This window comes from Chryseobacterium geocarposphaerae (genome assembly GCF_002797535.1).
GTDB lineage: Bacteria > Bacteroidota > Bacteroidia > Flavobacteriales > Weeksellaceae > Chryseobacterium > Chryseobacterium geocarposphaerae.
Genome location: NZ_PGFD01000002.1, coordinates 142,752 through 166,581 on the forward strand (window position 1 = coordinate 142,752; position 23,830 = coordinate 166,581).

Genomic DNA, 23,830 nt, shown 5'->3' on the forward strand with positions numbered 1-23,830 from the left:
CAAAGTTTTTTAGATGATTTTTAACTTTTCTTTAATATTCTATCCAGGTTTCGTTTATTTTCTCTATCTTTTATGCTTTCCCTTTTATCAAACAGTTTTTTCCCTCTGCCTAAAGCAATTAAGACCTTTGCTTTTCCCTTGTCGTTGATATATAACTTTAAAGGAATTATTGTATTTCCTGCATCCTTTAACTTTTTCTCAAGTTTTTGCAATTCTTTTTTGTGCAAGAGCAATTTCCGTTCCCTTTTTGTTTTGTGATTATAAAAAGTTCCCAATTTATACTCATCAATCATCATATTAATAATGTATAATTCCCTGTCAATAAACTGACAGAACGATTCTGCGATGGAAGCTTTGGATGAGCGTAAAGATTTTATTTCTGTACCTGTTAAAACCATTCCCGCTTCATATTCTTCAAGAATTTCATACTCGAATCTAGCTCTTCTATTTACTATATTGACTGTTTTTTCAATCTTCATTTTTAAAAAATTCTTATAAGAAATTATAAAATTTAATATCGCTACACCAATCAATCATTAGGCCATACTCTGAACTCAGCATATATATTAAATTTAATTGATGAAATATATAAAAAATACGTTATATTTAAAAACTTGACTATTACATTATTACGAAATACCCAAATTCTTTTCGTATTTTTGCGCCAAATTTACAAAACTATATGTTAACAGTATCTAACTTATCTTTACAATTCGGGAAAAGAGTTCTTTTTGACGAGGTAAACATTATGTTTACGAAAGGAAACTGCTACGGGATTATCGGAGCAAATGGTGCAGGAAAGTCTACATTCCTTAAAATATTAACAGGAAAGCAGGACCCAACAACAGGACATGTATCTTTGGAACCTGGAAAAAGAATGTCTGTTCTTGAGCAGGATCACTTTGCTTATGACCAATACACGGTACTTGAAGCTGTTTTGAGAGGTAACAAGAAATTATTCGAGATAAAAGAAGAGATGGACGCGCTTTATGCGAAAGAGGACTTCTCTGATGAAGACGGAATTAAAGCCGGAGAACTAGGTGTGATTTATGATGAAATGGGTGGCTGGACTGCAGAATCTGATGCACAGACCATGCTTTCAAACGTAGGAATTACTGAAGATATGCACTGGCAAATGATGAGTGAGCTTGAAAACAAGGATAAAGTAAAAGTCCTATTAGCTCAGGCACTTTTCGGAAATCCGGATGTACTTATTTTGGACGAACCTACAAACGACCTTGACATCGATACGATTTCTTGGTTAGAAGATTTCCTGGCAGACTACGAAAACACAGTAATCGTTGTATCTCACGACCGTCACTTCTTAGACACAGTTTGTACGCACATCGGTGACTTGGATTATGCTAAACTTAACCTTTACACAGGTAACTACTCTTTCTGGTATCAGGCTTCTCAGTTAGCGACAAGACAAAGAGCTCAAGCCAACAAAAAAGCAGAAGAAAAGAAAAAAGAGCTTCAAGACTTCATCGCAAGATTTAGTTCGAACGTTGCAAAAGCTAAACAGGCAACTGCAAGAAAGAAAATGATCGATAAATTGAACATCGATGACATTAAGCCATCTTCAAGAAGATATCCGGCAATTATTTTCGAAATGGAAAGAGAAGCTGGAGATCAGATTTTGGATGTCAAAGGTCTTGAAAAAACAAAAGACGGAGAATTATTGTTCTCAAATATTGATTTAAACCTTAAAAAAGGTGATAAAGTAGCTGTTTTGTCTAAAAATTCATTGGCCATTACAGAATTCTTTGAAATTTTAGCAGGAAACGTTGAAGCAGACAAAGGAAGTGTTGCTTGGGGAGTTACCACTACTCAATCTCACATGCCTTTAGACAACACCAACTTCTTCCAGGAAGATTTAAGCCTGGTTGACTGGTTGAGACAATTCACGAAAAATGATGAGGAGCGTCACGAAGAATTTGTACGAGGATTCTTAGGAAGAATGCTTTTCTCTGGAGATGAAGCGTTGAAATCTTGTAAAGTACTTTCCGGGGGTGAAAAAATGAGATGTATGTTCAGCAGAATGATGCTTCAGAAAGCGAACGTTCTTTTATTAGACGAACCTACCAACCACTTAGACCTTGAAAGTATTACGACTTTGAACAATTCATTGTCTAACTTTAAAGGAAATATTTTATTAGCGTCTCATGACCACGAAATGCTTTCAACGGTCTGTAACAGAATCATCGAATTGACTCCAAACGGAATCATCGACAGAGAAATGACTTACGACGAATATCTTGCTGATAAAAAAGTAAAAGAATTGAGAGAAAAGATGTATTCTTAATATCTCAAGTCATATTAAATAAAAAATTCCTCAAATTAATTTGAGGAATTTTTATTTTTAAAGAAAAAAAATGAAAGCCATCTATTTTATATTTATATTTTCCTTGTTTTCTTGTCAGGAAAAAATTAAGTTCAATATGCCCGAATATGATGATGTAATGATGACTTCAAATTCCTATAATCTTCCCTTTAATGTAAATTTTACTCAGGAGACTTTACCGAAAGGGCTGAAAAGGTTTGAACAGAAACAAAATAATGAACTTTTAAATATTTTAGAATACGACCATCAGGGAAATCTCATCTTCAAATATTATAGACAATTTGTAAGCGAAATCTGGAACGGAAAATTTCTAACAATTATTGAGCGTAATTTCTACAATAATAAAAACCAATTAACAAAAACAATTGTTTTAAATTCTAATACAGGATCAAGCGAAAATGAATACGATTACGATTCTGAAGGAAACTTGATTCTAGTAAAAACAAGAGGGTTACCAGCATATGGCAACAACAATAATCCTTGGAGGTATATCGAAAATTTAATTACAATTAATGATTTTGATGCAGATAAAAATGTAATTAAGGTTGACAAAAACATAAATTATAACTCATTAATTTATAAATATGACTTTAATAAAAAACAAGTAACTACCTACTTTAAAAATCAGGAACCAGATCAAAATTTTTATATTGTTTATAATTTTAATTCTTTAAACCAACTGATTTCCAAAACAGCTTTTGATGGAAATTCAGTTAATTACTCCAATTCTTATTTCATTGAATATAATGGTAATAAAAAATTAACTAAAGAATATGATGATGAGAAAAATACAACTCAAACAACAAATGAATTTAAAGAAAACCTATTCACAATTATTGAAACTATTAACACTGAATTTCACTTTAAACAAAAAAGAAAATATTTTGGAAAAACCTTAATTTCTGACGATAGTTTTACCGAAAACAACAATGAAAAAACATTGGAAAAATATGATCTTGATGAATATAATATTCCGACAAAGATGACTCATGAAACCAATGGAAAAATTGATTCCGAAGCTTCTTTTTTGAATAAATATGAATTTTTCAAAAATTAAGCTTTGCCAGATTCCTAGAAATTAATTGAAAAATAAAAATCTCCAAATTAATTTGGAGATTTTACTTCTTAATTATTGATATAAGACTATTTCGTCAGTTTAGTTTTAGGTAAAGAAACTGTTCCTGGATCTTTCCAAAGCCCATCTTTTTCAGCACGCTTTTTTACCGCTTCAGCTCTTTTATTGCTATCGGGGTGAGAGTTAAACATTTTCTCAAATCCTGTTTGCGTCGCTCCACCTTCAGAAAGCAAAGCCAATTTTTTAAACGCCGTGTAAGCTCCTACTACATTATATTTATTCGTTTTCATGAAATTGTAGGAATATGTATCTGCTTCGGATTCTTGTTTTTTGCTGTGAGAAGCATCAAGGAAAGCATTAGCCATTTTTCCGATCTGCCCGTCATTCAGGGTTGCCACAGTGTTTGAAGCTGAAGAAGCAGCATCTAAAGCTGCCGCTTTTAAGTAAGCAGATTTCATGGCATCTTTTGTATCCTGATTTTTTACATGGCCGATTTCATGACCGATTACAGCTAATAACTCTTCATCCGTCATAATATCCATTAACGATGAAAATACACGTACACTTCCGTCTGCACACGCAAAAGCATTAATATCTTTTACCAAATAAACTTTATAATTCAGATTAAGACCATCCTGACTTTTATGCTTTCCGAAAAGTTTATTTAGCCTGATTGTATAAGGATCTTTCGGACCTGCTACTTTATTATTTTTATCCATCCATTCAACAGATTCTTTGGATAATTTAATAGCATCCTCGTTGGTAAAAGTAAGAGCTTTTGCTCCGTTAGAAATAACCCCTGCCGCTTTTCCTAAATTGATTTTTTGCGCATTAACCGAGTGCATTGCCCCAATGAACATCAGGCAGAATACAGTTTTTTTCATAATTGTTATTTTAAATTTGGACCGCGAAGGTAGTTATTTTTAAGATAATTTGAATGTTAAAATTTCAAAACTGTGATTTGAATGTATTTTTTTTATCTTAGGCTTTTAAAACTTTTTTCCCTATTTTTGTAAGATGAGTCAAAAATGGATTTACAAGCCTGAACCGGATGAAGATATTGTAGACAGATTAAGTTCGTCACTTGGTTTTGGAACTTTTGAATCTAAGCTTCTCGTTTTGAGAGGTATTGACAATTATCAAAAGGCCCGAGAATTCTTCAAACCGAATCTTAACGACATTCACAATCCATTTTTAATGGCCGATATGCAAAAAGCTGTTGAGCGTATTGCTACCGCTATTGAAAATGGTGAAAAAATATTAGTATATGGTGATTACGACGTAGACGGAACTACGGCTGTAGCACTGATGTATCTTTACCTCAGCAAAATTGTTGAGAAAAAATATTTAGACTATTATATTCCCGACAGAAATTCTGAAGGATATGGAATTTCAACTGAAGGTATTGACTTTGCTAAAGAAAATGGTTTTTCTTTAATCATTGCTCTTGATTGTGGAATCAAAGCCTTGGATATGATAAGCTATGCTCAGAACCTGGATATTGATTTTATCATTTGTGATCACCACTTACCAGGAGAAGAAATTCCGAATGCTGTTGCTGTTCTAGATCCGAAAAGAAGCGACTGTCGTTATCCTTTCAAAGAACTTTCAGGTTGTGGAGTTGGTTTCAAACTTTGCCAAGGTTTGAATACTATCTATAAAATTCCCGAAACTGAGCTGTTTGAACTAACAGATTTGTTAGCGATTTCTATCGCTGCAGATATTGTTTCTATGACAGGTGAAAACCGGGTTTTAGCCAAAATGGGACTTAAAGTTTTACGCAAAACTAGAAACTTAGGTTTAAGATTGTTAATTCCTGAAGATAAATTATCTCACTTTGAAATTTCAAATATTGTTTTTGAAATTGCTCCTAAAATAAATGCTGCCGGAAGAATTTCTCATGGTAAGGCTGCTGTAGAGCTAATGGTGTCGGATAATTTAAAACATGCTCATCAGATAGTGAGCGATATCATGAACCTCAATGATGAAAGAAGAGAGCTTGATATGAACTCTACTCTTTCTGCACTTAATCAGATTATAGAATCTCAACAGCAGACAAAACACAGCACTATTGTTTATCATCCTGAATGGAACAAAGGGGTAATCGGAATTGTAGCTTCCCGACTGATCGAAACGTATTATAAGCCTACTCTGGTTTTTACTGACGGTAATAATGGGGAAATGGTAGCCTCCGCAAGATCCGTTTCAGATTTTGACGTACATGAGGCGCTGGATATGTGCTCAGAATATTTTTTAAAATTCGGAGGACATCATGCTGCAGCAGGCCTTTCGATGGAAAAAGATAAATTTGAAGCTTTCAAGGAAAAATTTGAAAAAGTAGTTTCAGAAAAAATCAAGGAGCATCAGAAAGAACCTTCTATCAGTATTGATACGGAAATTCAGATTGAAGATATCAACCGTGAATTCATCAATTTTCATAGGAAACTGGCTCCTTTCGGACCTCACAATATGAAACCTATATTTTCCATGACTAACCAGAAACTTTCCGGTTATCTAAAAACAATGGGAAAAGATAATAATCATCTTAAGTTTTACATCAGACAGGAATCTACTAACAGAAATATAGAGTGTGTAGGTTTTAAACTAGGGCAATTTGCTGAGGAATTTAAGAATAAAAGCTTTGATATTGCCTTTACATTAGAAGAAAACCACTGGAAAGGAAACGTGACTCATTATTTAAATATTAAAGACGTAAAGTTCAGAGATAATTAATCATTCATTGTGTTCACTATGAAAAAAGTTGGTCTTTTCTTTGGCTCTTTTAATCCTATTCACATCGGTCATCTGATTCTTGCCAATTATATTTTAGAGAATTCAGATATGAATGAAGTCTGGTTTGTGGTGAGCCCTCAAAATCCTTTTAAGGACAAAAAGACGCTGTTGAATGATCATAACAGGCTTGATATGGTAGAACTGGCTCTTAAAAACTATCCCAATATTAAAGCTTCGAATGTTGAGTTTTCTCTTCCAAAACCAAGCTATACGATCGATACTTTGGCCTATCTTAATGAAAAATACCCTAAGTATTCCTTCAGCCTGATTATGGGAGAAGATAATTTAAAGAGTCTTCACAAATGGAAAAATGCAGATTATCTGATCAAAAACTACCATATTATCGTATATCCAAGAGTTTCTGAAGGTGAAGGTGAAGCAAAAGCTTCAGCATATCAAAATCATGAAAATATATCTTTGATCAAAGCCCCTATTATAGAGATTTCTGCTACTGAAATCCGCAATATGATCAAAGAAAACAAAAATGTAAGACCGATGCTTCCGCCTGAAGTTTTTGAGTATCTGGATGGCAGTAGTTTTTATAAATAGAAGTTAGACAAATTGTAATGGATTTTCTCGAAAAAATTTTCGCAAAATATAGCCAAGAACAAGTTATTAAATGGTTTAGACGAATTTGTTTAGCCGAAGCATTATCATGGTTCTTTCTTTTTACGGCCATGATCTGGATTCGTGTTGATCCGCATGGCATCATCCCCATTGTTTATATCAGTACTATAGGCAGTATTCATGGACTATTTTTTACATTGTACCTGATATTTTTACCTTCTATGAGAAAAATATTTGCTTGGGATGATGAAGATTTTGTATTTTCTTTAATCTCCGCTTTTTTTCCTTTTGCCACGATTTGGATTGATAAAAAATTGGCTCGTTTTGACAGAGAATAATATTGAACAAAAAAGGACCTCATCGGTCCTTTTTTTATTAAATGTTCTGACAACTTTTAATTATCTCTGATAACGTGTCCTGTTACAGAAAGCGTATGATTTCCTGTAGAATTGGTGTAGGTTCCATTGATTGTAAAATCAATATATTGCCCTATTGCTCCAAAATTACTTATTTGTAATGTTAAAGTACTTCCAGAAGATGGGATTCCATTTGGTGACGAGCCACTTCCTATCACATCTAGATAATTGAACGTATTATAAGTTCCCACACCCGATATATTTGGAACTATCATTTGAAAGCCTCCTAATGCTGAATTTGGAGGATAACAGGTAACCACCATAGCATTTGTACTTGAAGAATATTCCGCGCCTATTGGAGGTAGCAGATTTTTAGATGATTGATTATCAAATTTATACATAATAAATTCACTTATCCCAGTACAAACTGTTATATTTCCCAAATTAGTTGTTGCTGCTGTTGGTGTAACATTTATTTCTCCCGTAGATCGCATGTTTGCAGTATCAAAAGCTTCTAAAACAAACTGTTGTCCTGAATTACATGAATAAATATTGGCGCTGAACATACCGGTACTACTCACTGGCACTGAAACATACTGAAAATATGTTCCATTCACAACTTTTAGTGTTACAAATCCATCTGTTACATCTGCATTTGTACAGGTTTTAAGATTTCCTTGGATAATATAATTTGTTCCCGAAGGTGTTACCACAATATCTGGTAAGACATAAAGATTACCCGCCGTAACTGGTGTAACAGTAGAGGTATAAACAATCGAATTACAGTTATCATACACTTTTAAAACTAAACTTTCACCAGCTGGGATAATACCTGTCACTACTCCATTATTGTCTGTAATACCTGCAACCTCGTAGGTTTGCGAATTTCTTTTAAGAGTAACTTTAGCATTAGCCAAAGGTTGCCCTGTATTGTTTTTTACTGTAACTTTTAATGTTGCTTGAGGAAGCTGTATATCGCAATTCCACCAAGAAAAATGGCTTACTGTTCCTACATAAGTGTTTCCAACTTTTGTTACAGAACCTTCTTCATTCCACATTCCAGTGTTTTCGTTGTAAGACCATAAAGGAATTGTACTAGGCGATGTTGATGACTGTGACGCATCTATCGGCATGGTAATTTCAGCAGTGTGTCCAGTCGCAATTTGAAGATTTTGACCTGCACTTCCCGTTAATTGTACGTACAACATTCCAAAAGTTTCCATTATTCTTGCACTTCCGTTTGAACTCGTTGCCAAAAACGAACCCGGCATTAATTCATTTAAATAGGTATTAGAAGGCGCTAAATGATAAAGAGAAACACTTACACTTCCTGAATAAGCATTACCGTTGGCGTCTTTAAAACTACCATCAAATTTTACTTTTGTGCCGTCAGCAAGAGAAACCGTTGATGTTGCTCCAGAAGAAACCGTAGAAGTAAGCTTTTCCGGAATCATCATAATGTTTACACGATTCATCCCATTAGAAGGAACTAAAACTCGTGAAGCATTTATAAAACCTGCTTTCGTTACTTTAATGTGGGCAAAATTTTCTTGGACAGAAGCATTTTTTAAGATAAAAAAACCTTTGTAATTAGTCGCAACCGAAGTTGTCCCAATTTGCACTGTTGCTCCATAAATAGGAGTTCCATTTGTATCTAAAATGACACCTTGAAAGTCTTTTTGTGTTGTACTTCCAAAATTATAGTTTGATTGGGGATTTAAATTTTCGTTACCCGTTTCCACGAAAGACTCATCTTTACATGAAAATACCAACGATAACATTAAAAATAAAAAATAAAATTTCCTCATATTATTAATTAAAAAATTCAGTCTAAAATATTGATTTTTAAGTGAAACTTTATATTATTTTCATATTCATTTTTATTATTTAAATATTTTCTAATCTGCTGTAACAAAATCTAGGTTACAGTTGTCTTATTATGTAGATAATCAAAAAGTTTAAAATTAACATTTAAATTTTAACAACTGTAAATCAAGTAGTTAAAATTAATTTTAAAATATTTTTAGTACTTTGTATTGCATAATACTTAATTTATTATATATCTTTGCAATGTTAAATAATAACAAATACAAGCTATTAAACATAAAACACTCTTAAAAATAAAATTATGAAAACGCCAATTCTCATCGCAGCCATATTCTTCAGCGGATTAGCCTTCGCTCAGCAAAAAAAGCAGGATACTGCAAAAACACAAAATATTGAAGCTGTTACTTTAAAAAAACAGGTATTTAAAAAACAAAGCGACCGTTTTGTTTACGATGTCGCCGCATCTCCTGTAGCCAAAGGAAATACAACCTTTGACCTTTTAAAACAAACTCCTCTTCTATCTACAACTGATGATAAAACATTAAAGATTGCAGGAAAAAACAATGCCCTGGTCTACATCAACGGTAGAAAAACCAATATGGATACAGAGTCTTTAACGCAGTTTTTAAAGAATACTCCGGCAGAAAATATCCAGAAAATTGAAGTAATTACTGTTCCCGGAAGTGAATATCAGGTAGAATCTTCTGATGGTATCATTAACATTATCCTGAAAAAGAAAATGAGTGACGGAACCAGCGGAAATATGAGAATGGCGAATTCTCAAAACAAATACAATGCAAGTTCTGCAAGCTTCTCTGTAAATTATAGAAAAGATAAGTTGGGAATTAGCGCCAATTTAAATGGTGGAGAAAACATTGAAGCCCAAACCTACACTTTAAGAAATGGAAACAGTGAATATTCTAACGAGTCAGTAGGAGATATTAATGATCCAAATAAAAACTTAGGAGGTTATTTGAATATCGATTATCAACTTACAGATAAAAGCAATATAGCTCTTACGTGGAATTCTTGGGCAAATAGAAGTTATAATTCTACGGTTGATCTTTTCAATACTGTGCGGGCTTATAATCCGGATACACAAAAATTTGAAACCAACTATACCAATTCAAGAAACAGAGAAAATGCAAGGTCTTATAATAATTCATTGAATTTAAATTATGAGCTTAAGACCGATTCTTTGGGAAGTAAGCTAAATTTGAATGCGGCCTATCTTAATTATAAAAGATTTCAGTTTACAGATAATGGAACCTGGTCACAAGATTCTTTCGGAAACTATACTGTTCTGGATCAACGTGTAATACAGGATTTACCACAGGTCATTAACAACTTTTCCGGAACTGTAGATTATATCAAAAAATTTAAAAATGATTTTACAGTTTCATTGGGAGGAAACTATAATAAAACAAAAACCGATAATGACACCAAGAACTTTACCTATGATGATAATGGTGTAACACCAACTCCAAATCACTTTATTTATGATGAAAGCATTTATGGTTTATATCTTACTTTAGAAAAGAAATTTTCGGATAAGTTCTCCGGGAAAATAGGAACAAGATATGAGATCACCAATAGTTTGGGAACTTCAGATAATGCTCCCAGCTTAGACCTTAGAAGAATTGAGCGAAATTATAATAATCTGTTGCCTTATCTTAGTCTGAACTATGCTATTAATGATAAAAACAATATTTCTTATGCATTTTCAAGCAGAATGAGAAGGCCTAGCTTCTGGGAGCTTAACCCTGTCAGAAATATTCTAACAGAAACCAATTATACACAAAATGACCCTTTTGTGAAAGCTTCTTCTACCTATAATCAGGAATTGACCTATATGTACAAGAACTCATATTTCCTAATTTTAAATCACTCATTATTTAAAGATGTCATTACCCAGGTTCCGCTTCAGGGCTTTGCAAAATCTCAGGACGGTACTGTTAGTAAAAAAAGTGTACTTCGATATATCAGAACCAATTTTGGTGATAAACAAGAGATGTCTGCAATGTTAGGGGTTCAGAAGTCATTCTTTAAACAATATCTAACTACCAACTTTAATATTGGAGTTCAGCATAATGTTAACGATGGAACTTTAGCAATAGATCCTACAACTGGTGATTCTTTTTGGGATAAAGATGGAAAACAACTTATTTATACCAATAAGAGAAACTCCACAAGTATTGTTATTCAAACCAATAATACCATACGTTTAGACAAAAATAAAACGTGGTTTTTAGGAGTCAATTATTTCTTCGTGGATAAACAACAGATAGAACTTGGGGTATTGAAGAACCTGATGAGTCTTGATATGAGCCTTAAAAAAATCTGGAACGAATGGACCTTTGCTTTAAATGTAAATGATATTCTAAAAACAAATGTTGTTGAAATCGAAGACTACCAAAGCAACGGGAACTATAATTATATTCATCAGAACAGATATAATTTCGGAATGACTTTCAGTATTGTTTACAACTTCGGAAACCAGAAAGTAAAGAAAGTAAGAACTATTGAAGGAGCTTCGGATGATATCAAAAGCAGAACACGTTAATACACAATCATCTTCATATATATTTATTTTGTACAATGGCCCACTGATCTCTCAGTGGGTTTTGTTATATTTATAATTATGAAAAACTATCTGCTGTTCTCATTTCTCTTATTAATTCTCCTTAACTGCAAAAAAGAAGAAACCATCATGCTCGGAAAGAATCTTTCTTTTACTGTAGAAAAGAATCTTTCATATGGAAATAATTCTGAGCAAAAGTTAGACTTCTATCTTCCCAAAAACAGAAGTTCAATAAAAGGCATTTTTGTTCTTATTCATGGAGGTGGCTGGAAAGCAGGGGACAAATCAAATCTTAATTATTTTGCACTTTCTATGATGGAAAAATTTCCTGATTATGCTTTCGCTAATATCAATTATAGGCTTGCAGATAATACGAGCTTTATTCTTCCCAATCAAACCAATGATATTGACAGCGTTTTAGATTTTTTGGTTAAAAAAACATCAGCAAAAAAAATTGATCCACAGTTTATTTTGCTTGGAAATAGTGCTGGTGCACATTTATCATTACTATATGGTTATAATAGGCTTTTCGACAGTAAATACAGAACGAAAGTAAAAGCTATCGTAAATATTGTAGGACCTTCCGATTTGCGTGATCCTAATTTTGCCAATTACACCGATTATTCTTTTGTTCAAAAGCATATGATCGATTTAACTAAGCCTACCCCAACAGATATTACTAATCTGGATATTCCCAATCCTGTTTTATGGATCAATGAAACCTCTCCTCCTACTATTTCTTTTTATGGGAATCGAGATCAGGTTATCCCTCTGTCTCAAAAGAAAATTTTAGATTCCGTTCTGAATAAAAATAACGTTTATAACCGTTCTTATGAGTTTTCCGGCGGTCATTTGGATTGGAGTAATGAGAGCAATGCTCCTTTTGTAATTAACTCAATTTATCAATTTCTAAAACCAGTTGATAAAACAAAAACGCCTTGAAATAATCAAGGCGTTTGTATTTTTAATTTATTCTGATTTAAAAACTTCTGTTCTTTCTGAAACACCGTTCGCGTTAAAAGCTTCAATTTGAAAATAATAAGCATCCGTTCTATCTGCTCCGGTAAAGAAATATTCATTTTTCCCATATACCATGATACTTCCGTATAACTTATCAGGAGATTTTCCCCAATAAATTACATATCCGTATGCATCGGAATTCTGCTGCCATTTCATCCAGATGCTTCTTCTCTCACCATATTTTTTGGGATCGGCTCTCAGAGGAACAAAATTCTGAACTTTTGGAGGAACACTTCCCGCTCCTTTTCCGAATACTCTGAAACCGCTCAATGCAAATTTTCCTGTCGGCATTTTTAAATTTTCCATTTTCAGGAATCTTGCTTTTACAGGTTTTTCCAGTTCTACATAATCGTGAGGAACATCTTTAGTATTTTTACTTTTATCAACAATAACATTCCATTTTTTACCATCATTCGAACCATAGATTTTATACTGATGCATTTTGCCTAAGGTTTTCCCTAAAAATTCAACATCCTGATCTGCATAATTGATCTGAATAGCATTAATGGTAGAAACCTCACCTAGATCAGTCTGAAACCACTCACCGGCATTTCCTGTTTTCGCACTCCAGTATGTTTTAATATCTTCATCCACCGCATAATTGGAATGATATCCTCCCAATGTTGATGAAACCTGAACCGGTTTATTATAATTCAGTAACATCCAGCCTGCAAATAATCCTTTGGTAAAATCTTTTCCCTGTGCATATTGCGGAAGATAGGTCGGATAATCCCCGTAAGCGGTATTGCAATACATGACATCATCTTTATCAAATCCGGCAGGCCAGATTCCCAGACGTCTTTCAAAATTATTTTTAGTGGAGATAAAAATTGTTGAAACATGCCACCAGTTCTTGTAGTTATCTTCAAATGTTGCGCCGTGTCCCGCTCCTCTGGCAAAACCTCCCGGTTTATAAGAAAACGGATTGTGCTGCTGGTATTCAAATCCTTCCAAAGGATTTTTGCTTACATATACACCATCAGAATACCCGCTAAATTCTGTTGCAGGGGCACCATACTGCATATAATATTTATCATTATGCTTTGTCATCCAAGCTCCTTCTACAAAAGGCTGCAGGAAAACATTATCATTATATTCCCCGAACCTTTCCCAACCGTGATCTTCCGGTTTCAGCCTTAAAATAGGCTTCACAAAACCTTCCGACTGCAAGGTCTTGGTTTTAACTTCAGTCCCTAATAATGGCCACTCGTTACTTGATCCCCAATATAAGTACAATTTATTTTTATCTTCATCATAATGAAAAGCCGGGTCCCAAGCTCCGACTTTCAGAGTATCTACAGCTATTTTCCAGTCATCTTTTGTCGGATTTGTACTTTTCCAGATAGGGAAATCCTGTTCCCAGGTAGAACCAAAAACATACAAAGTATCTTTCATTGCCCAAACTGCAGGAGCGTTCAAATCATGGATATATTTATTATCTCTAAGAAATTTTCTTTTTACAAACTTCCAGTCGAGCATATCATCACTGTACCAATATCCTTCCTGATTGGTTGAGAAAAGAAACAGCTTATTTTTAAAATTTACAATGACCGGGTCTGCAGTAGCACGGTGTTTTCCCTGTTTCGAAAAAGATTCGAAAGGAGTATATCCGTAATCAATATTGATAGGATTACAGAATGTTTTTTGTTGGGAATAAGAGCATATCGCAATAAAGATTCCTAAACTTATCATTAATTTTTTTATCATAATAGCCTATTTCATTATTGCAAATTTAGCCTAATTTTTTGAAGCATTTTCAGAGCCGATATTAATAAAAAACTTCCGGCTGAATTTGCAACCGGAAGTTTTAGTCTATATCCTTAAAACGAATTATTTTTTGGGTAAGAAAACTTCAGCCAGCATACAACGTGCGCTACCTCCACCGTTTACTTCAATCGTATTCAGGTCTGAGTAGATAATTTCGCAATATTTCTCTATTGCAGAAATCTGACTTGGACTTAATGATTGGTAGGCAGTCTGGCTCATTACCAAAAACTTTTTACCGTCTTTATTTTGAACCTGAAGCATATTTCCTGCAAATTGCTGCATTTGTGCTTCCGAAATCTCAATGATTTCTTTTCCTGAATTTTTAATCGTTTCGGTTACTTTCTCTCTTTCTGCCTTATCATCGATACAATCTAAACAAATAACAACAAATTGATCCGCTACACACATCATGACGTTGGTATGATAAATCGGAAGTCTTTCTTCTCCAACCGTTTGATATGAATGGAAAACGACCGGTGTAAAACCGTATTTTTCACAAAATTCTCTGAATAGATTTTCATCTAATCGTAAAGAAACCGACCCGTATGCAATTTTATTATCGTGATCAAAAATCATACTTCCGGTTCCTTCCAGAAAGTGTCCCTGAGTTTCCGGAAACGACCAGTCATCAATTTCAGTTACTTCAAAACCCTGCTCCTGAATGCTTTCTATAATATCATCCCTTCTCTCTACTCTTCTGTTTGAAGCAAACATCGGATATAAAACCACTTTCCCGTCTTTATGGAAACTCACCCAGTTATTCGGAAAAATAGAATCAGGAGTATGAGGATCTAATGTATCTTTTATGGTAATAACATTAATTCCTTTAGATCTTAGTTTCCCGACAAACGTATTAAACTCAGCCAAAGCTTTAGACTGAATATCAGAACCTGTCTGCTCAATCTGAAAATAATTGTTTTTTGCCGTTTCTGCATTATAACCGAACGCAATCGGTTCTATCATTAATACTGTATCTGTTGTTTGCATTTTTTAATATTTTTCTTTAGTTAAAAACGTATATATAGGAAAGGATAAAAAGTCGGGATGTTCAGAAAGATTAATATTGTATTTTTTGTCTGAAAATGTTACTACTTCTACTTCTAAATCTTTAAAATATTTTAAGAGCCGTCCGTTTCTTGTTATTGATTTCGACATTCTTACAAACTCTTTTTTTGTATCTATGGATGAATCTTTTTTCAGAATAGAATCTACTACATAATAGTCACTAAATTTTTCTTTCCAGACTTCGGTATCGTTAAAATATTTCCTTCCAAAAGTCTTTCCGTTATTATACGTTTCTTTATAGCTTAATTCCGGATTTTGTTCATTAAAAAAATATTTCGTTCTGAAAACATTCAGAGAGTCCTTTTTCTCTTTATCAAAGCTATAGGTTTCTTTTTCTTCGTAAGAAATATTATTAAAGTAAACTTTTGAAAGTTGGTTGTATATCTCAACTCCTTTTTCATCAGTTAATTTTGAGATCCCATTGACAAAGTTATTTTTAAAGTTTAATCCAAATTTTTCTTGTATTTTCTCCTTAATTGACTTTACAGAAATCAATCTATCTTCATTATCAAATTCAAAATAAAATTCTGCCAAAGAATCTTTTACAATAATCGAGTTTTCGGAAATTACTGTAACTGAACGAAAAACTTTATTTCCTTTTTTAAGCTTTAACGTTTTTATTTTATTTTCTCTTAGATTTTTAATATCTCCATATAAAACTTCGGCCCAGTTGAGTTTTTGCTGAGAATAAGTTTTAGATATAAAGAATAAAAGAAAAAAGAGAATTATTTTTTTCAATCTGTTTCAGTTTACTTTATTCTCTAACTAAAGGCATCGTAGAGCATCTCAGCAAACCTCCCATTTTAGAAATTTCTCGATAAGGAATCTCTTCAACGGCCATTCCCCATTCATTTCTAAGATGATTATTCATTCTTGTAAATGCTTTGTCTGAAACAACAATTTCCGGTGAGATGGAAAAAATATTCGGAAACATTTCAAACATTTCTTCCGCCGTAACATGGAAACAGTTTTCTTCGCCAAAAATGTCGATGATTAAATTATAATCACTTTCGTCCACGAAACCGTCTTTGTAAATAATACACTTATCTTTCCCAACAGGATTGAAAGTACAATCCAGATGTAAGATCCCTTCATACGGGACTTTATCATTCTTTTTTAGCTCAAGATCGATAATTCTTTTTTTAGGAAAATATTCCTTAAGGATTTCAATAGCATATTCGTTGGTTCTGGCTGTTTTATAGCTTCTGTAATCTTCACTGAAACACGTTCCTATAAAAAGGAAGTCATCCCAGACAATAACATCGCCTCCTTCGATATGAGCAGTTTCCGGAAGATTGATAATTTTTCTCCAGGCTACTTTTTCAAAAACTTTTTTATAAGCTCCCTGCTCATCTGCTCTGTCTGCGATTACGTTTGAAATGATCATTTTATCATCAATCACAAACGCCACATCTCTGGCAAAAACCTGATTATAATCTTTTATAATTTCCGGGCGCAAAACCTCTACATCATATTTTTTCAGCACCGCTTCAAAAGCATTCATTTCATTAATAATGTCAGCTTCCTTCGGATACATATTATGTTCTATCGTGTAATAAGATTTAGCATCATAGCTTTCTTCCAGCGTAGGAACAGCTCCCATTGAATTGGGTTGCCCTAAAACCACAGATTTCAGCCTCCCCGTTTCATTTTTTATATTTAGTTTCATAAAGATTTATGCAATGCTACAAATATAAGTAAAGGTCTCTATTTGGGAAACTTTTGTACGGTTTTTAGGCTGGTAATTAAGTATTATTCTGCAAAATCTTCTTATTGCAGGTTTTTACTTAAGTTCATCGCCAGACTAAATCATTTATTTGCTTGAATACTGCGTTTATTTAGATAATTTTATTAACAATATATTGTTTGTTAATTATTTAACATTAAAATTTAATTAATTGCAGATCACATATCAGTAACATAATTTTTTTTAAATTAAACATAAGCGATTAACAGTCAAATACCCAAAAATCCTGAAGACAAAAAATCCGTACCGAAAAACGCACAAAAATTAGGTTGAGATACTTACAGGAAACTGTTATATCTCGACATGTGACAAATGTGTATGTCCATATAAAAAACGAAAACCTGCTTTTCAAGCAGGTTTTCTTATCTCGCCCTGTTTTCTTCTTCCGTCTTCTGGGTTTCTTTGACCTGATATTTTGAACTTCCCATGTTATAACTGAGTGAAAATACCAGCCTGCTGCTGTCCCACCAGTGTGTAAAACGGTTATCCATGATCTGTTTATGCCGGAATTCCAATCGCTGATCATAAGAATCAAACAGATTATTAATCCCGATTTTTGTGTTGAGTTTATTATCAAACCATGCCTTTTGTACTGATACATCTACAGTATACCGTGGCTTAATAATATAGAGACTGTTTCCTGTTTTAGATTCATAAGCACCAAATACATTTACAGTAAATCCTTTTGGAAGTGAAAATACCTGATTAACTCTAACTTCGTAATTATAAATGTTCAATGCAAAAACCTCATCCAGATAAGGTCTGAATTCGTAATTATAATATCCGGAAATCTGACTGGTGATATTCCACCATTTTGTAATTCTGACAGGAAAGCTTGTTTCCAGCACAGCAAAGTTCCGGTAGGGAAGATTCGTTCCTAAATATTCCAATACATTTGTTTCCGGATTGTACAGGGGATACCGTGTCATCACATCTTTTTCTTTTCCGGCTGTAAAGCTTGTGATCCAGTTTTTATACCGATACGTTGCTTTAATCTGACTGGTAAAGGAAGGCAACAGGTATGGATTCCCTATCCAGTAATTTAACGGGCTGAAATAAAATCTGAACGGATTAAGCTGCGAAAATGCCGGCCTCGTTATTTTTCTACTATAGGAAAGAGAAAATTCACTGGATTTATTAAAAGTATAGCTAGCGCTTAAAGACGGCAGCCACTTCAGATAGTTTCTGGAAACCACAGAGTCCACAGTAATGGCATTGGAAATACTGTTAGTGTTCTCGAATCTTAATCCTGCATTGATCTGAAAGTCTCCTATCTTTTGCCTGTATGCAAGATAACCTGCCCAGATCTTTTCTTTATACGAAAATACATTGCTTCTCGAAGGATCAAAAACGAACTGATTGGCAACAGATAATGTATCATACCTGATATTGTTATTCGTATCTGAATGGCTGTATTTAAGCCCTGCTTCAATATCGGTCTCTTTTATCTTCTGAGATGCATCTATCTGTGCTGTATAAATGCCGATTTTGTTCACCAGATCAGATTTCCAGTATGATAAAACCTCAGTATTAGTCCGGTCTCTATTGATAAAATCATCATTCTGTTTATTTTTGACTGAAAGATAGTTCCCTAAAAAAGCAAGCTTAAAACCCTTATTCTGAAAAGAATAATCGGCTGTCATCCCATAGTTGTCCTGAGAATAATCTGTGGGATTTTCACTGGCGGTATTCAGTACCAACTGGGTTTCGGTTTTATCAGTTGTATAAAGTGATCCGTTGCGTATTCTGTCATTATTCCGGAAATTACCTCTCAGATTAATACCAAGCCGGTTTTTATCATTCAGCTTAAAATCTGCGCCCGCCTGAAAATTGTAAACTTTTCCGGCATCTTCCTGATAGGTTTGGGTACGCATAATATTGGTATTGGTCAATCGTTGCAAAGCATGATAACGATAGGTTGAAATCCCTTCATTATAACCCGTCTGCAGATTGTATGTTACTCTCCCTGTATGATAAGATATATTAAATGCATTTTCCCGATAGTTGAATTTATTAACATAAATATTACCATTATAGCTTGCTTTCAAGCCAAGGCTGACATTCTTTTTTAGTTTGATATCAATAATTCCTTTAAATTCTGCATCATATTTAGAAGATGGATTGGTATTCACTTCAACAGATTCTACCATTTCGGGAGATAAAGACCGCAAATAGGCCTGCAGCTCCTGATTACTCATAACAACGGGTTTCCCATCAATAAAAACAGCGGGAGTGATTCTGCCTCCAATAAAAATTCCATCTTCCTGATCTACTGTAACCCCAGGTGTTTTTCTTAAAACATCAAGGAGATGCGTGGAAGTTTTAAAGTCTTTATTTCCGGCAACAGACAGTACAAGATTGCCTTCATTCAGTTTCATTTTTCGTGGAGCTGACTGAATAATGACTTCTGAAATATTCGTTGTTGAAGTTTTTGCCTCAGCCAGAGAATCCGCGGTTTTTCCTTTGACAGCTTCCTGAGCTTTTCCAAAAATTGACAGGAACAGCAGAAGCAGCAAGAACCATAATTTGAAGATCATAGATTTTAAATTTTATGACATCAAATGTATCGGCTTGGGGCAGAATAGCGGTTTTGAAATTAAAATTCCGCAGTACTGAATTATAAATTTGAACTCTGAAACCTTGATTCAGTAAGGGTTTGAGACTGTTTATACAAAAGAGGTGTTGTATTTTTAATTTTCTTGAACGTAGAAAAGAAAGTCGATTTGGAATTAAATCCTACTTCATATCCTATCTCTTCAATTTTTAAATAGGAGCCATTTTCTATCTTTTCACAGACTTCATTAATACGATATTCATTGATATAGGTAGAAAAACTTTTACCAAGATTATCATTAAGCAGCTGGGAAAGCTGATGGGCAGAGATATTCATTCTGGATGCCACATCACTTAATTTCAGATTGGGATTTTTATAAAGCTCTTCAGTATTCATCAGGCGCTCTAATCTGGACGAAAAGCTGTCTGCCTGTTCTCCGGAGATCTTTTTATTGGAGTATCTTTCAGTTTCCTTTACCGGAAGCTGCTGATATTTTTTATTGAATAAAATCAAAAAGTTCGCATACAGCACAAATGAAAATACAAGACTTCCTCCTGCACAATAGATATGCACCCAACCTGTTGAGATCAGCTGATAGGTCAGAAAGATGATTATATTACTGATCAGAACCGGAAGAACAAATTGGTTTGGATTTTTAAGATTTTGCTTTGAAAAATTGTAGTACTGATACACCGTAAGGAATACAAATACGGACCAGACAGTATAAATAAAGGTTCCGAAATAATGTTCCCATGTAACCGGGAAAAGCAGATATAATAAACCGACAGCTCCTAAAATGATGATCAGTATTCCAAACCATTTCTGGCATTTCTTCCAATCAAACTGCTCCTGTTGAAAGGAAGATTTCACGTAATAATAGAGTGCCGGACCTGTAAAAAATAAAGCAGAGAGTCCCAAATGCGGAATAATTCTCGGCAGATCCGGATAAAAGTAAATGCATACAGCAATTCCTACTCTGGTGCTCAGCATCAGCAAGAGAAGTCCAAGAAAAAAATCCGGGAGATATTTCAGTTTCTTAACAAACAGCAGATAAATGCCCAGCAGCAATCCGTTGAATGCTCCTACTGCGCTGAAGAAAAATAACATCTGTTGTCCGAAAGTCATAATAATTTATTTTTTATGGTGAGTCAAATGATTCCACAGTTCTTTATCATACCTGTTATTCAATCATTCGGCTTTGATCATACCAATAATTTCATAAAAGTAAAATTAATAAATTATTGAATTCAATTTCAGTAACATATATATTTTTCTAAGAAATATTTGCAGATCATTAAATAAAAAAATCCCAAAGCAAGCTTTGGGATTTTTATGATATAAACAATAATTATCTGTTTGCAATATCGATGTAGTTTCTTTGTTGAGCGCCTTGGTAAACCTGTCTTGGTCTTCCGATCGGGTCTCCTTTCAATCTCATTTCTTTCCACTGAGAAATCCATCCCGGAAGTCTTCCTAATGCAAACATTACAGTAAACATTTCTGTAGGAATTCCTAATGCTCTGTAAATAATTCCAGAATAGAAATCTACGTTTGGATATAGCTTTCTTTCTACAAAGTACTCATCTTCCAGCGCTACTTTTTCTAACTGCATCGCAATATCAAGAGCTTTATCCTGGATTCCTAATGCATTAAGGATATCATCAGCAGCTTTCTTGATAATTTTTGCTCTTGGGTCGAAGTTCTTGTATACTCTGTGTCCGAATCCCATCAAACGGAAGCTGTCATTTTTATCTTTAGCCTTCGCTACCCACTTGTTAACATCTCCGCCATCTTTTTCGATCAATTCAAGCATTTCGATAACCGCTTGGTTTGCTCCACCGTGAAGTGGTCCCCAAAGTGCAGAAACCCCTGCAGAAATAGAAGCGAAAAGACCTGTATGAGCAGAGCCTACCATTCTTACCGTAGATGTAGAACAGTTTTGTTCGTGATCTGCGTGAAGGATCAATAATTTATCTAAAGCTCCCACTACTACCGGATCGATTTCGAATTCCTGGTTTGGCATTCTGAATGCCATTTTGTAGAAGTTTTCTACGTAGTTTAAGCTGTTATCTCCGTGGTTAATTGGAAGGCCTAAAGTTTTTCTGTAAGTCCAAGCACAAAGGTGAGAGAATTTAGCAATCATTAATTCCGCAGCATGATCCATTTCTTCTTTTGAATTCACATTCACAGCTTTAGGATTGAAAGCCGTCAAAGCAGACGTTAAAGAAGATAAAACTCCCATAGGGTGAGCAGAACGAGGGAAAGCATCGATGATTTTTTTCATCTCCTCTGCTACGAAGTTATATTTTTTGATATTGTTTTCGAATGCGCTGAATTGGTTCTGAGTTGGTAATTCACCATGTAATAACAAATACATTACTTCCGTGAAGTTTGACTTCTCAGCAACCTGCTCAATAGGATATCCTCTGTAGAACAATTCACCTTTATCTCCGTCAAGGTAAGTGATATCACTAATTGTTGCTCCTGTATTTTTGTACCCTAAGTCTAAAGTGATAAGACCCGTCTGGTCTCTTAATTTTGAAATATCTATTCCTCTGTCTCCGATCGTACTATCTACGATTGGATATTCATATGAATTACCGTCGTAATTCAATATTACTTTGTTGTCTGACATTATTTATTTTTTTTTAAATATACTACTTATTATAAAATACGGCAAACAAAAAATTTCGCTCGCCGTTATTTATAAATTCAATTATCTTTTTACTTTAAATGCTTCTAATCCTGGGAAAATCGCAGTTTCACCTAAAGCTTCTTCGATTCTTAATAGCTGGTTATATTTTGCCATTCTATCTGATCTTGAAGCAGAACCGGTTTTGATTTGTCCGCAGTTCATTGCCACTGCCAGATCAGCAATTGTAGAGTCTTCAGTTTCACCAGATCTGTGAGACATTACTGATGTAAATTTGTTGTGTTGAGCCATCTGGACTGCAGCCATCGTTTCAGAAAGAGAACCGATCTGGTTTACTTTTACAAGGATTGAATTAGCAATCCCTTCTTTTACTCCTCTTGATAATCTCTCTACATTGGTTACGAATAAATCATCACCAACCAACTGTACTCTGTCACCGATTTTATCTGTTAACATTTTCCATCCGTCCCAGTCATTTTCCTGCATACCATCTTCGATAGAAATGATCGGATATTTATTTACCAGTTCTGTCAGATAAGAAACCTGTTCAGTGCTTGAAAACTGAGCTGCATCCGGAGTCTGGAATTTTCTATAATCGTAAACTCCGTCTTTGTAGAATTCGGAAGCCGCACAATCTAAAGCGATCATTACATCATCACCCGGCTTATAGCCTGCTTTTTCAATTGCCTGAAGCAAAGTATCCAAAGCATCTTCAGTTCCTGTAAATGTAGGGGCGAATCCTCCCTCGTCACCTACCGCAGTAGACAAACCTCTTGAATGAAGAATAGATTTAAGATTATGGAAAATTTCAGTTCCTTTTCTCAAAGCATGAGAAAAAGAATCTGCTTTTACCGGCATTACCATAAATTCCTGGAAAGCAATCGGAGCATCTGAATGAGAGCCTCCGTTGATTACATTCATCATCGGAACCGGAAGTGTATTGGCATTTACTCCTCCTACGTATTTGTATAATGGTAATCTTAGTTCTGTTGCAGCAGCTTTTGCAGCAGCCAAAGAAACTCCTAAAATAGCGTTTGCACCCAGATTTCCTTTGTTCTTAGTTCCGTCTAGGTCAATCATGATCTGATCGATAAGATTCTGATCAAAAACAGGAAGACCTACCAATTCAGGAGCAATTACTTCTCTTACATTCTCTACAGCCTTAGAAACACCTTTCCCCATCCATTCTGAACCACCATCACGCAATTCAACTGCTTCATGTTCTCCGGTAGATGCTCCAGAAGGTACCGCGGCACGACCCATCGCACCACTTTCTGTAAATACATCTACTTCAACTGTAGGATTACCTCTTGAATCCAAAATTTGTCTCGCTTCTATGTAAGAAATGTAACTCATTTTTGTTTATTTTATAGTTCAGACAAATTTAATCAATTTTTAACTTTTTAAAGCAATAGAGAGGTAATTTATATGTTTATTCCGAGTTAAATTTTAGTTAATTTTAAGATTGTAATAATTCTTTG

18 protein-coding genes are annotated in these 23,830 nt (G+C 34.3%); 7 read left to right on the forward strand and 11 right to left on the reverse strand.

The window, feature by feature from the left end:
* Nucleotides 1-20: 20 nt before the first annotated feature.
* Nucleotides 21-479 carry an SsrA-binding protein SmpB gene (smpB, locus tag CLV73_RS12160; RefSeq protein ID WP_100377169.1) on the reverse strand — a complete coding sequence of 153 codons (459 nt, stop codon included), beginning with the start codon at nt 477-479 and terminating at the stop codon, nt 21-23.
* A 203-nt stretch (nt 480-682) separates the two neighbouring features.
* Here smpB and CLV73_RS12165 point away from each other — a divergent pair, with 203 nt between their 5' ends.
* Together CLV73_RS12165 and CLV73_RS12170 are read left to right on the forward strand one after the other, a co-directional pair.
* Nucleotides 683-2,305, forward strand: coding sequence for an ABC-F family ATP-binding cassette domain-containing protein (locus CLV73_RS12165; protein WP_100377170.1), 1,623 nt, complete (start codon nt 683-685; stop codon nt 2,303-2,305).
* 136 nt (nt 2,306-2,441) lie between these two features.
* The gene (locus tag CLV73_RS12170) at nt 2,442-3,401 is read left to right on the forward strand and encodes a hypothetical protein (RefSeq protein WP_157798787.1); all 960 of its coding nucleotides are present in this window, start codon (nt 2,442-2,444) and stop codon (nt 3,399-3,401) included.
* A gap of 86 nt (nt 3,402-3,487) precedes the next feature.
* Here CLV73_RS12170 and CLV73_RS12175 read toward each other — a convergent pair whose 3' ends face one another.
* Nucleotides 3,488-4,303, reverse strand: coding sequence for a M48 family metallopeptidase (locus CLV73_RS12175; protein WP_100377172.1), 816 nt, complete (start codon nt 4,301-4,303; stop codon nt 3,488-3,490).
* A gap of 133 nt (nt 4,304-4,436) precedes the next feature.
* Between CLV73_RS12175 and recJ the strand changes: the two genes are divergently transcribed.
* From recJ to CLV73_RS12190, 3 genes are read left to right on the forward strand one after another with little or no spacing between them, the layout of a single operon-like run.
* Nucleotides 4,437-6,152, forward strand: coding sequence for a single-stranded-DNA-specific exonuclease RecJ (gene recJ, locus CLV73_RS12180; protein WP_100377173.1), 1,716 nt, complete (start codon nt 4,437-4,439; stop codon nt 6,150-6,152).
* A gap of 18 nt (nt 6,153-6,170) precedes the next feature.
* Nucleotides 6,171-6,761: a nicotinate (nicotinamide) nucleotide adenylyltransferase gene (nadD, locus tag CLV73_RS12185; RefSeq protein ID WP_100377174.1), complete on the forward strand. Its 591-nt coding sequence runs from the start codon at nt 6,171-6,173 to the stop codon at nt 6,759-6,761.
* A 17-nt stretch (nt 6,762-6,778) separates the two neighbouring features.
* On the forward strand, nt 6,779-7,117 hold the full coding sequence (locus tag CLV73_RS12190; protein ID WP_100377175.1) for a DUF3817 domain-containing protein: 339 nt from the start codon (nt 6,779-6,781) through the stop codon (nt 7,115-7,117).
* A gap of 56 nt (nt 7,118-7,173) precedes the next feature.
* On the opposite strand, the gene CLV73_RS12195 is transcribed toward CLV73_RS12190, so the two are convergent.
* Nucleotides 7,174-8,943: an Ig-like domain-containing protein gene (locus CLV73_RS12195; protein WP_100377176.1), complete on the reverse strand. Its 1,770-nt coding sequence runs from the start codon at nt 8,941-8,943 to the stop codon at nt 7,174-7,176.
* Between the two features lie 320 nt (nt 8,944-9,263).
* On the opposite strand from CLV73_RS12195, the gene CLV73_RS12200 reads away from it, so the two are divergent.
* Nucleotides 9,264-11,525 carry an outer membrane beta-barrel family protein gene (locus CLV73_RS12200; protein WP_100377177.1) on the forward strand — a complete coding sequence of 754 codons (2,262 nt, stop codon included), beginning with the start codon at nt 9,264-9,266 and terminating at the stop codon, nt 11,523-11,525.
* 78 nt (nt 11,526-11,603) lie between these two features.
* Entirely contained in the window at nt 11,604-12,485 is an 882-nt protein-coding gene (locus CLV73_RS12205; RefSeq protein ID WP_100377178.1) for an alpha/beta hydrolase, read from the forward strand.
* A gap of 27 nt (nt 12,486-12,512) precedes the next feature.
* Here the strand turns inward: CLV73_RS12205 and CLV73_RS12210 are convergent, their stop codons facing one another.
* The 8 genes from CLV73_RS12210 to eno form a co-directional block, all read right to left on the reverse strand.
* Nucleotides 12,513-14,270: a discoidin domain-containing protein gene (locus CLV73_RS12210; protein ID WP_100377179.1), complete on the reverse strand. Its 1,758-nt coding sequence runs from the start codon at nt 14,268-14,270 to the stop codon at nt 12,513-12,515.
* A gap of 123 nt (nt 14,271-14,393) precedes the next feature.
* Nucleotides 14,394-15,317: a citrulline utilization hydrolase CtlX gene (gene ctlX, locus CLV73_RS12215; RefSeq protein WP_100377180.1), complete on the reverse strand. Its 924-nt coding sequence runs from the start codon at nt 15,315-15,317 to the stop codon at nt 14,394-14,396.
* Between the two features lie 3 nt (nt 15,318-15,320).
* Entirely contained in the window at nt 15,321-16,133 is an 813-nt protein-coding gene (locus tag CLV73_RS12220) for a hypothetical protein (protein WP_100377181.1), read from the reverse strand.
* Between the two features lie 16 nt (nt 16,134-16,149).
* Nucleotides 16,150-17,064, reverse strand: coding sequence for a dimethylarginine dimethylaminohydrolase family protein (locus CLV73_RS12225; RefSeq protein ID WP_100377182.1), 915 nt, complete (start codon nt 17,062-17,064; stop codon nt 16,150-16,152).
* A 440-nt stretch (nt 17,065-17,504) separates the two neighbouring features.
* A complete protein-coding gene (locus CLV73_RS12230; protein WP_100377183.1) occupies nt 17,505-19,679 on the reverse strand; it encodes a TonB-dependent receptor domain-containing protein in 2,175 nt (724 codons plus the stop codon).
* Between the two features lie 80 nt (nt 19,680-19,759).
* Nucleotides 19,760-20,821 (reverse strand): helix-turn-helix domain-containing protein, encoded by a 1,062-nt coding sequence (locus CLV73_RS12235; RefSeq protein WP_100377184.1) that lies wholly within the window; start codon nt 20,819-20,821, stop codon nt 19,760-19,762.
* Nucleotides 20,822-21,044: 223 nt separating this feature from the next.
* Entirely contained in the window at nt 21,045-22,331 is a 1,287-nt protein-coding gene (locus CLV73_RS12240; protein ID WP_100377185.1) for a citrate synthase, read from the reverse strand.
* An 81-nt stretch (nt 22,332-22,412) separates the two neighbouring features.
* Nucleotides 22,413-23,705 (reverse strand): phosphopyruvate hydratase, encoded by a 1,293-nt coding sequence (gene eno, locus CLV73_RS12245; RefSeq protein ID WP_100377186.1) that lies wholly within the window; start codon nt 23,703-23,705, stop codon nt 22,413-22,415.
* Nucleotides 23,706-23,830: the final 125 nt, after the last annotated feature.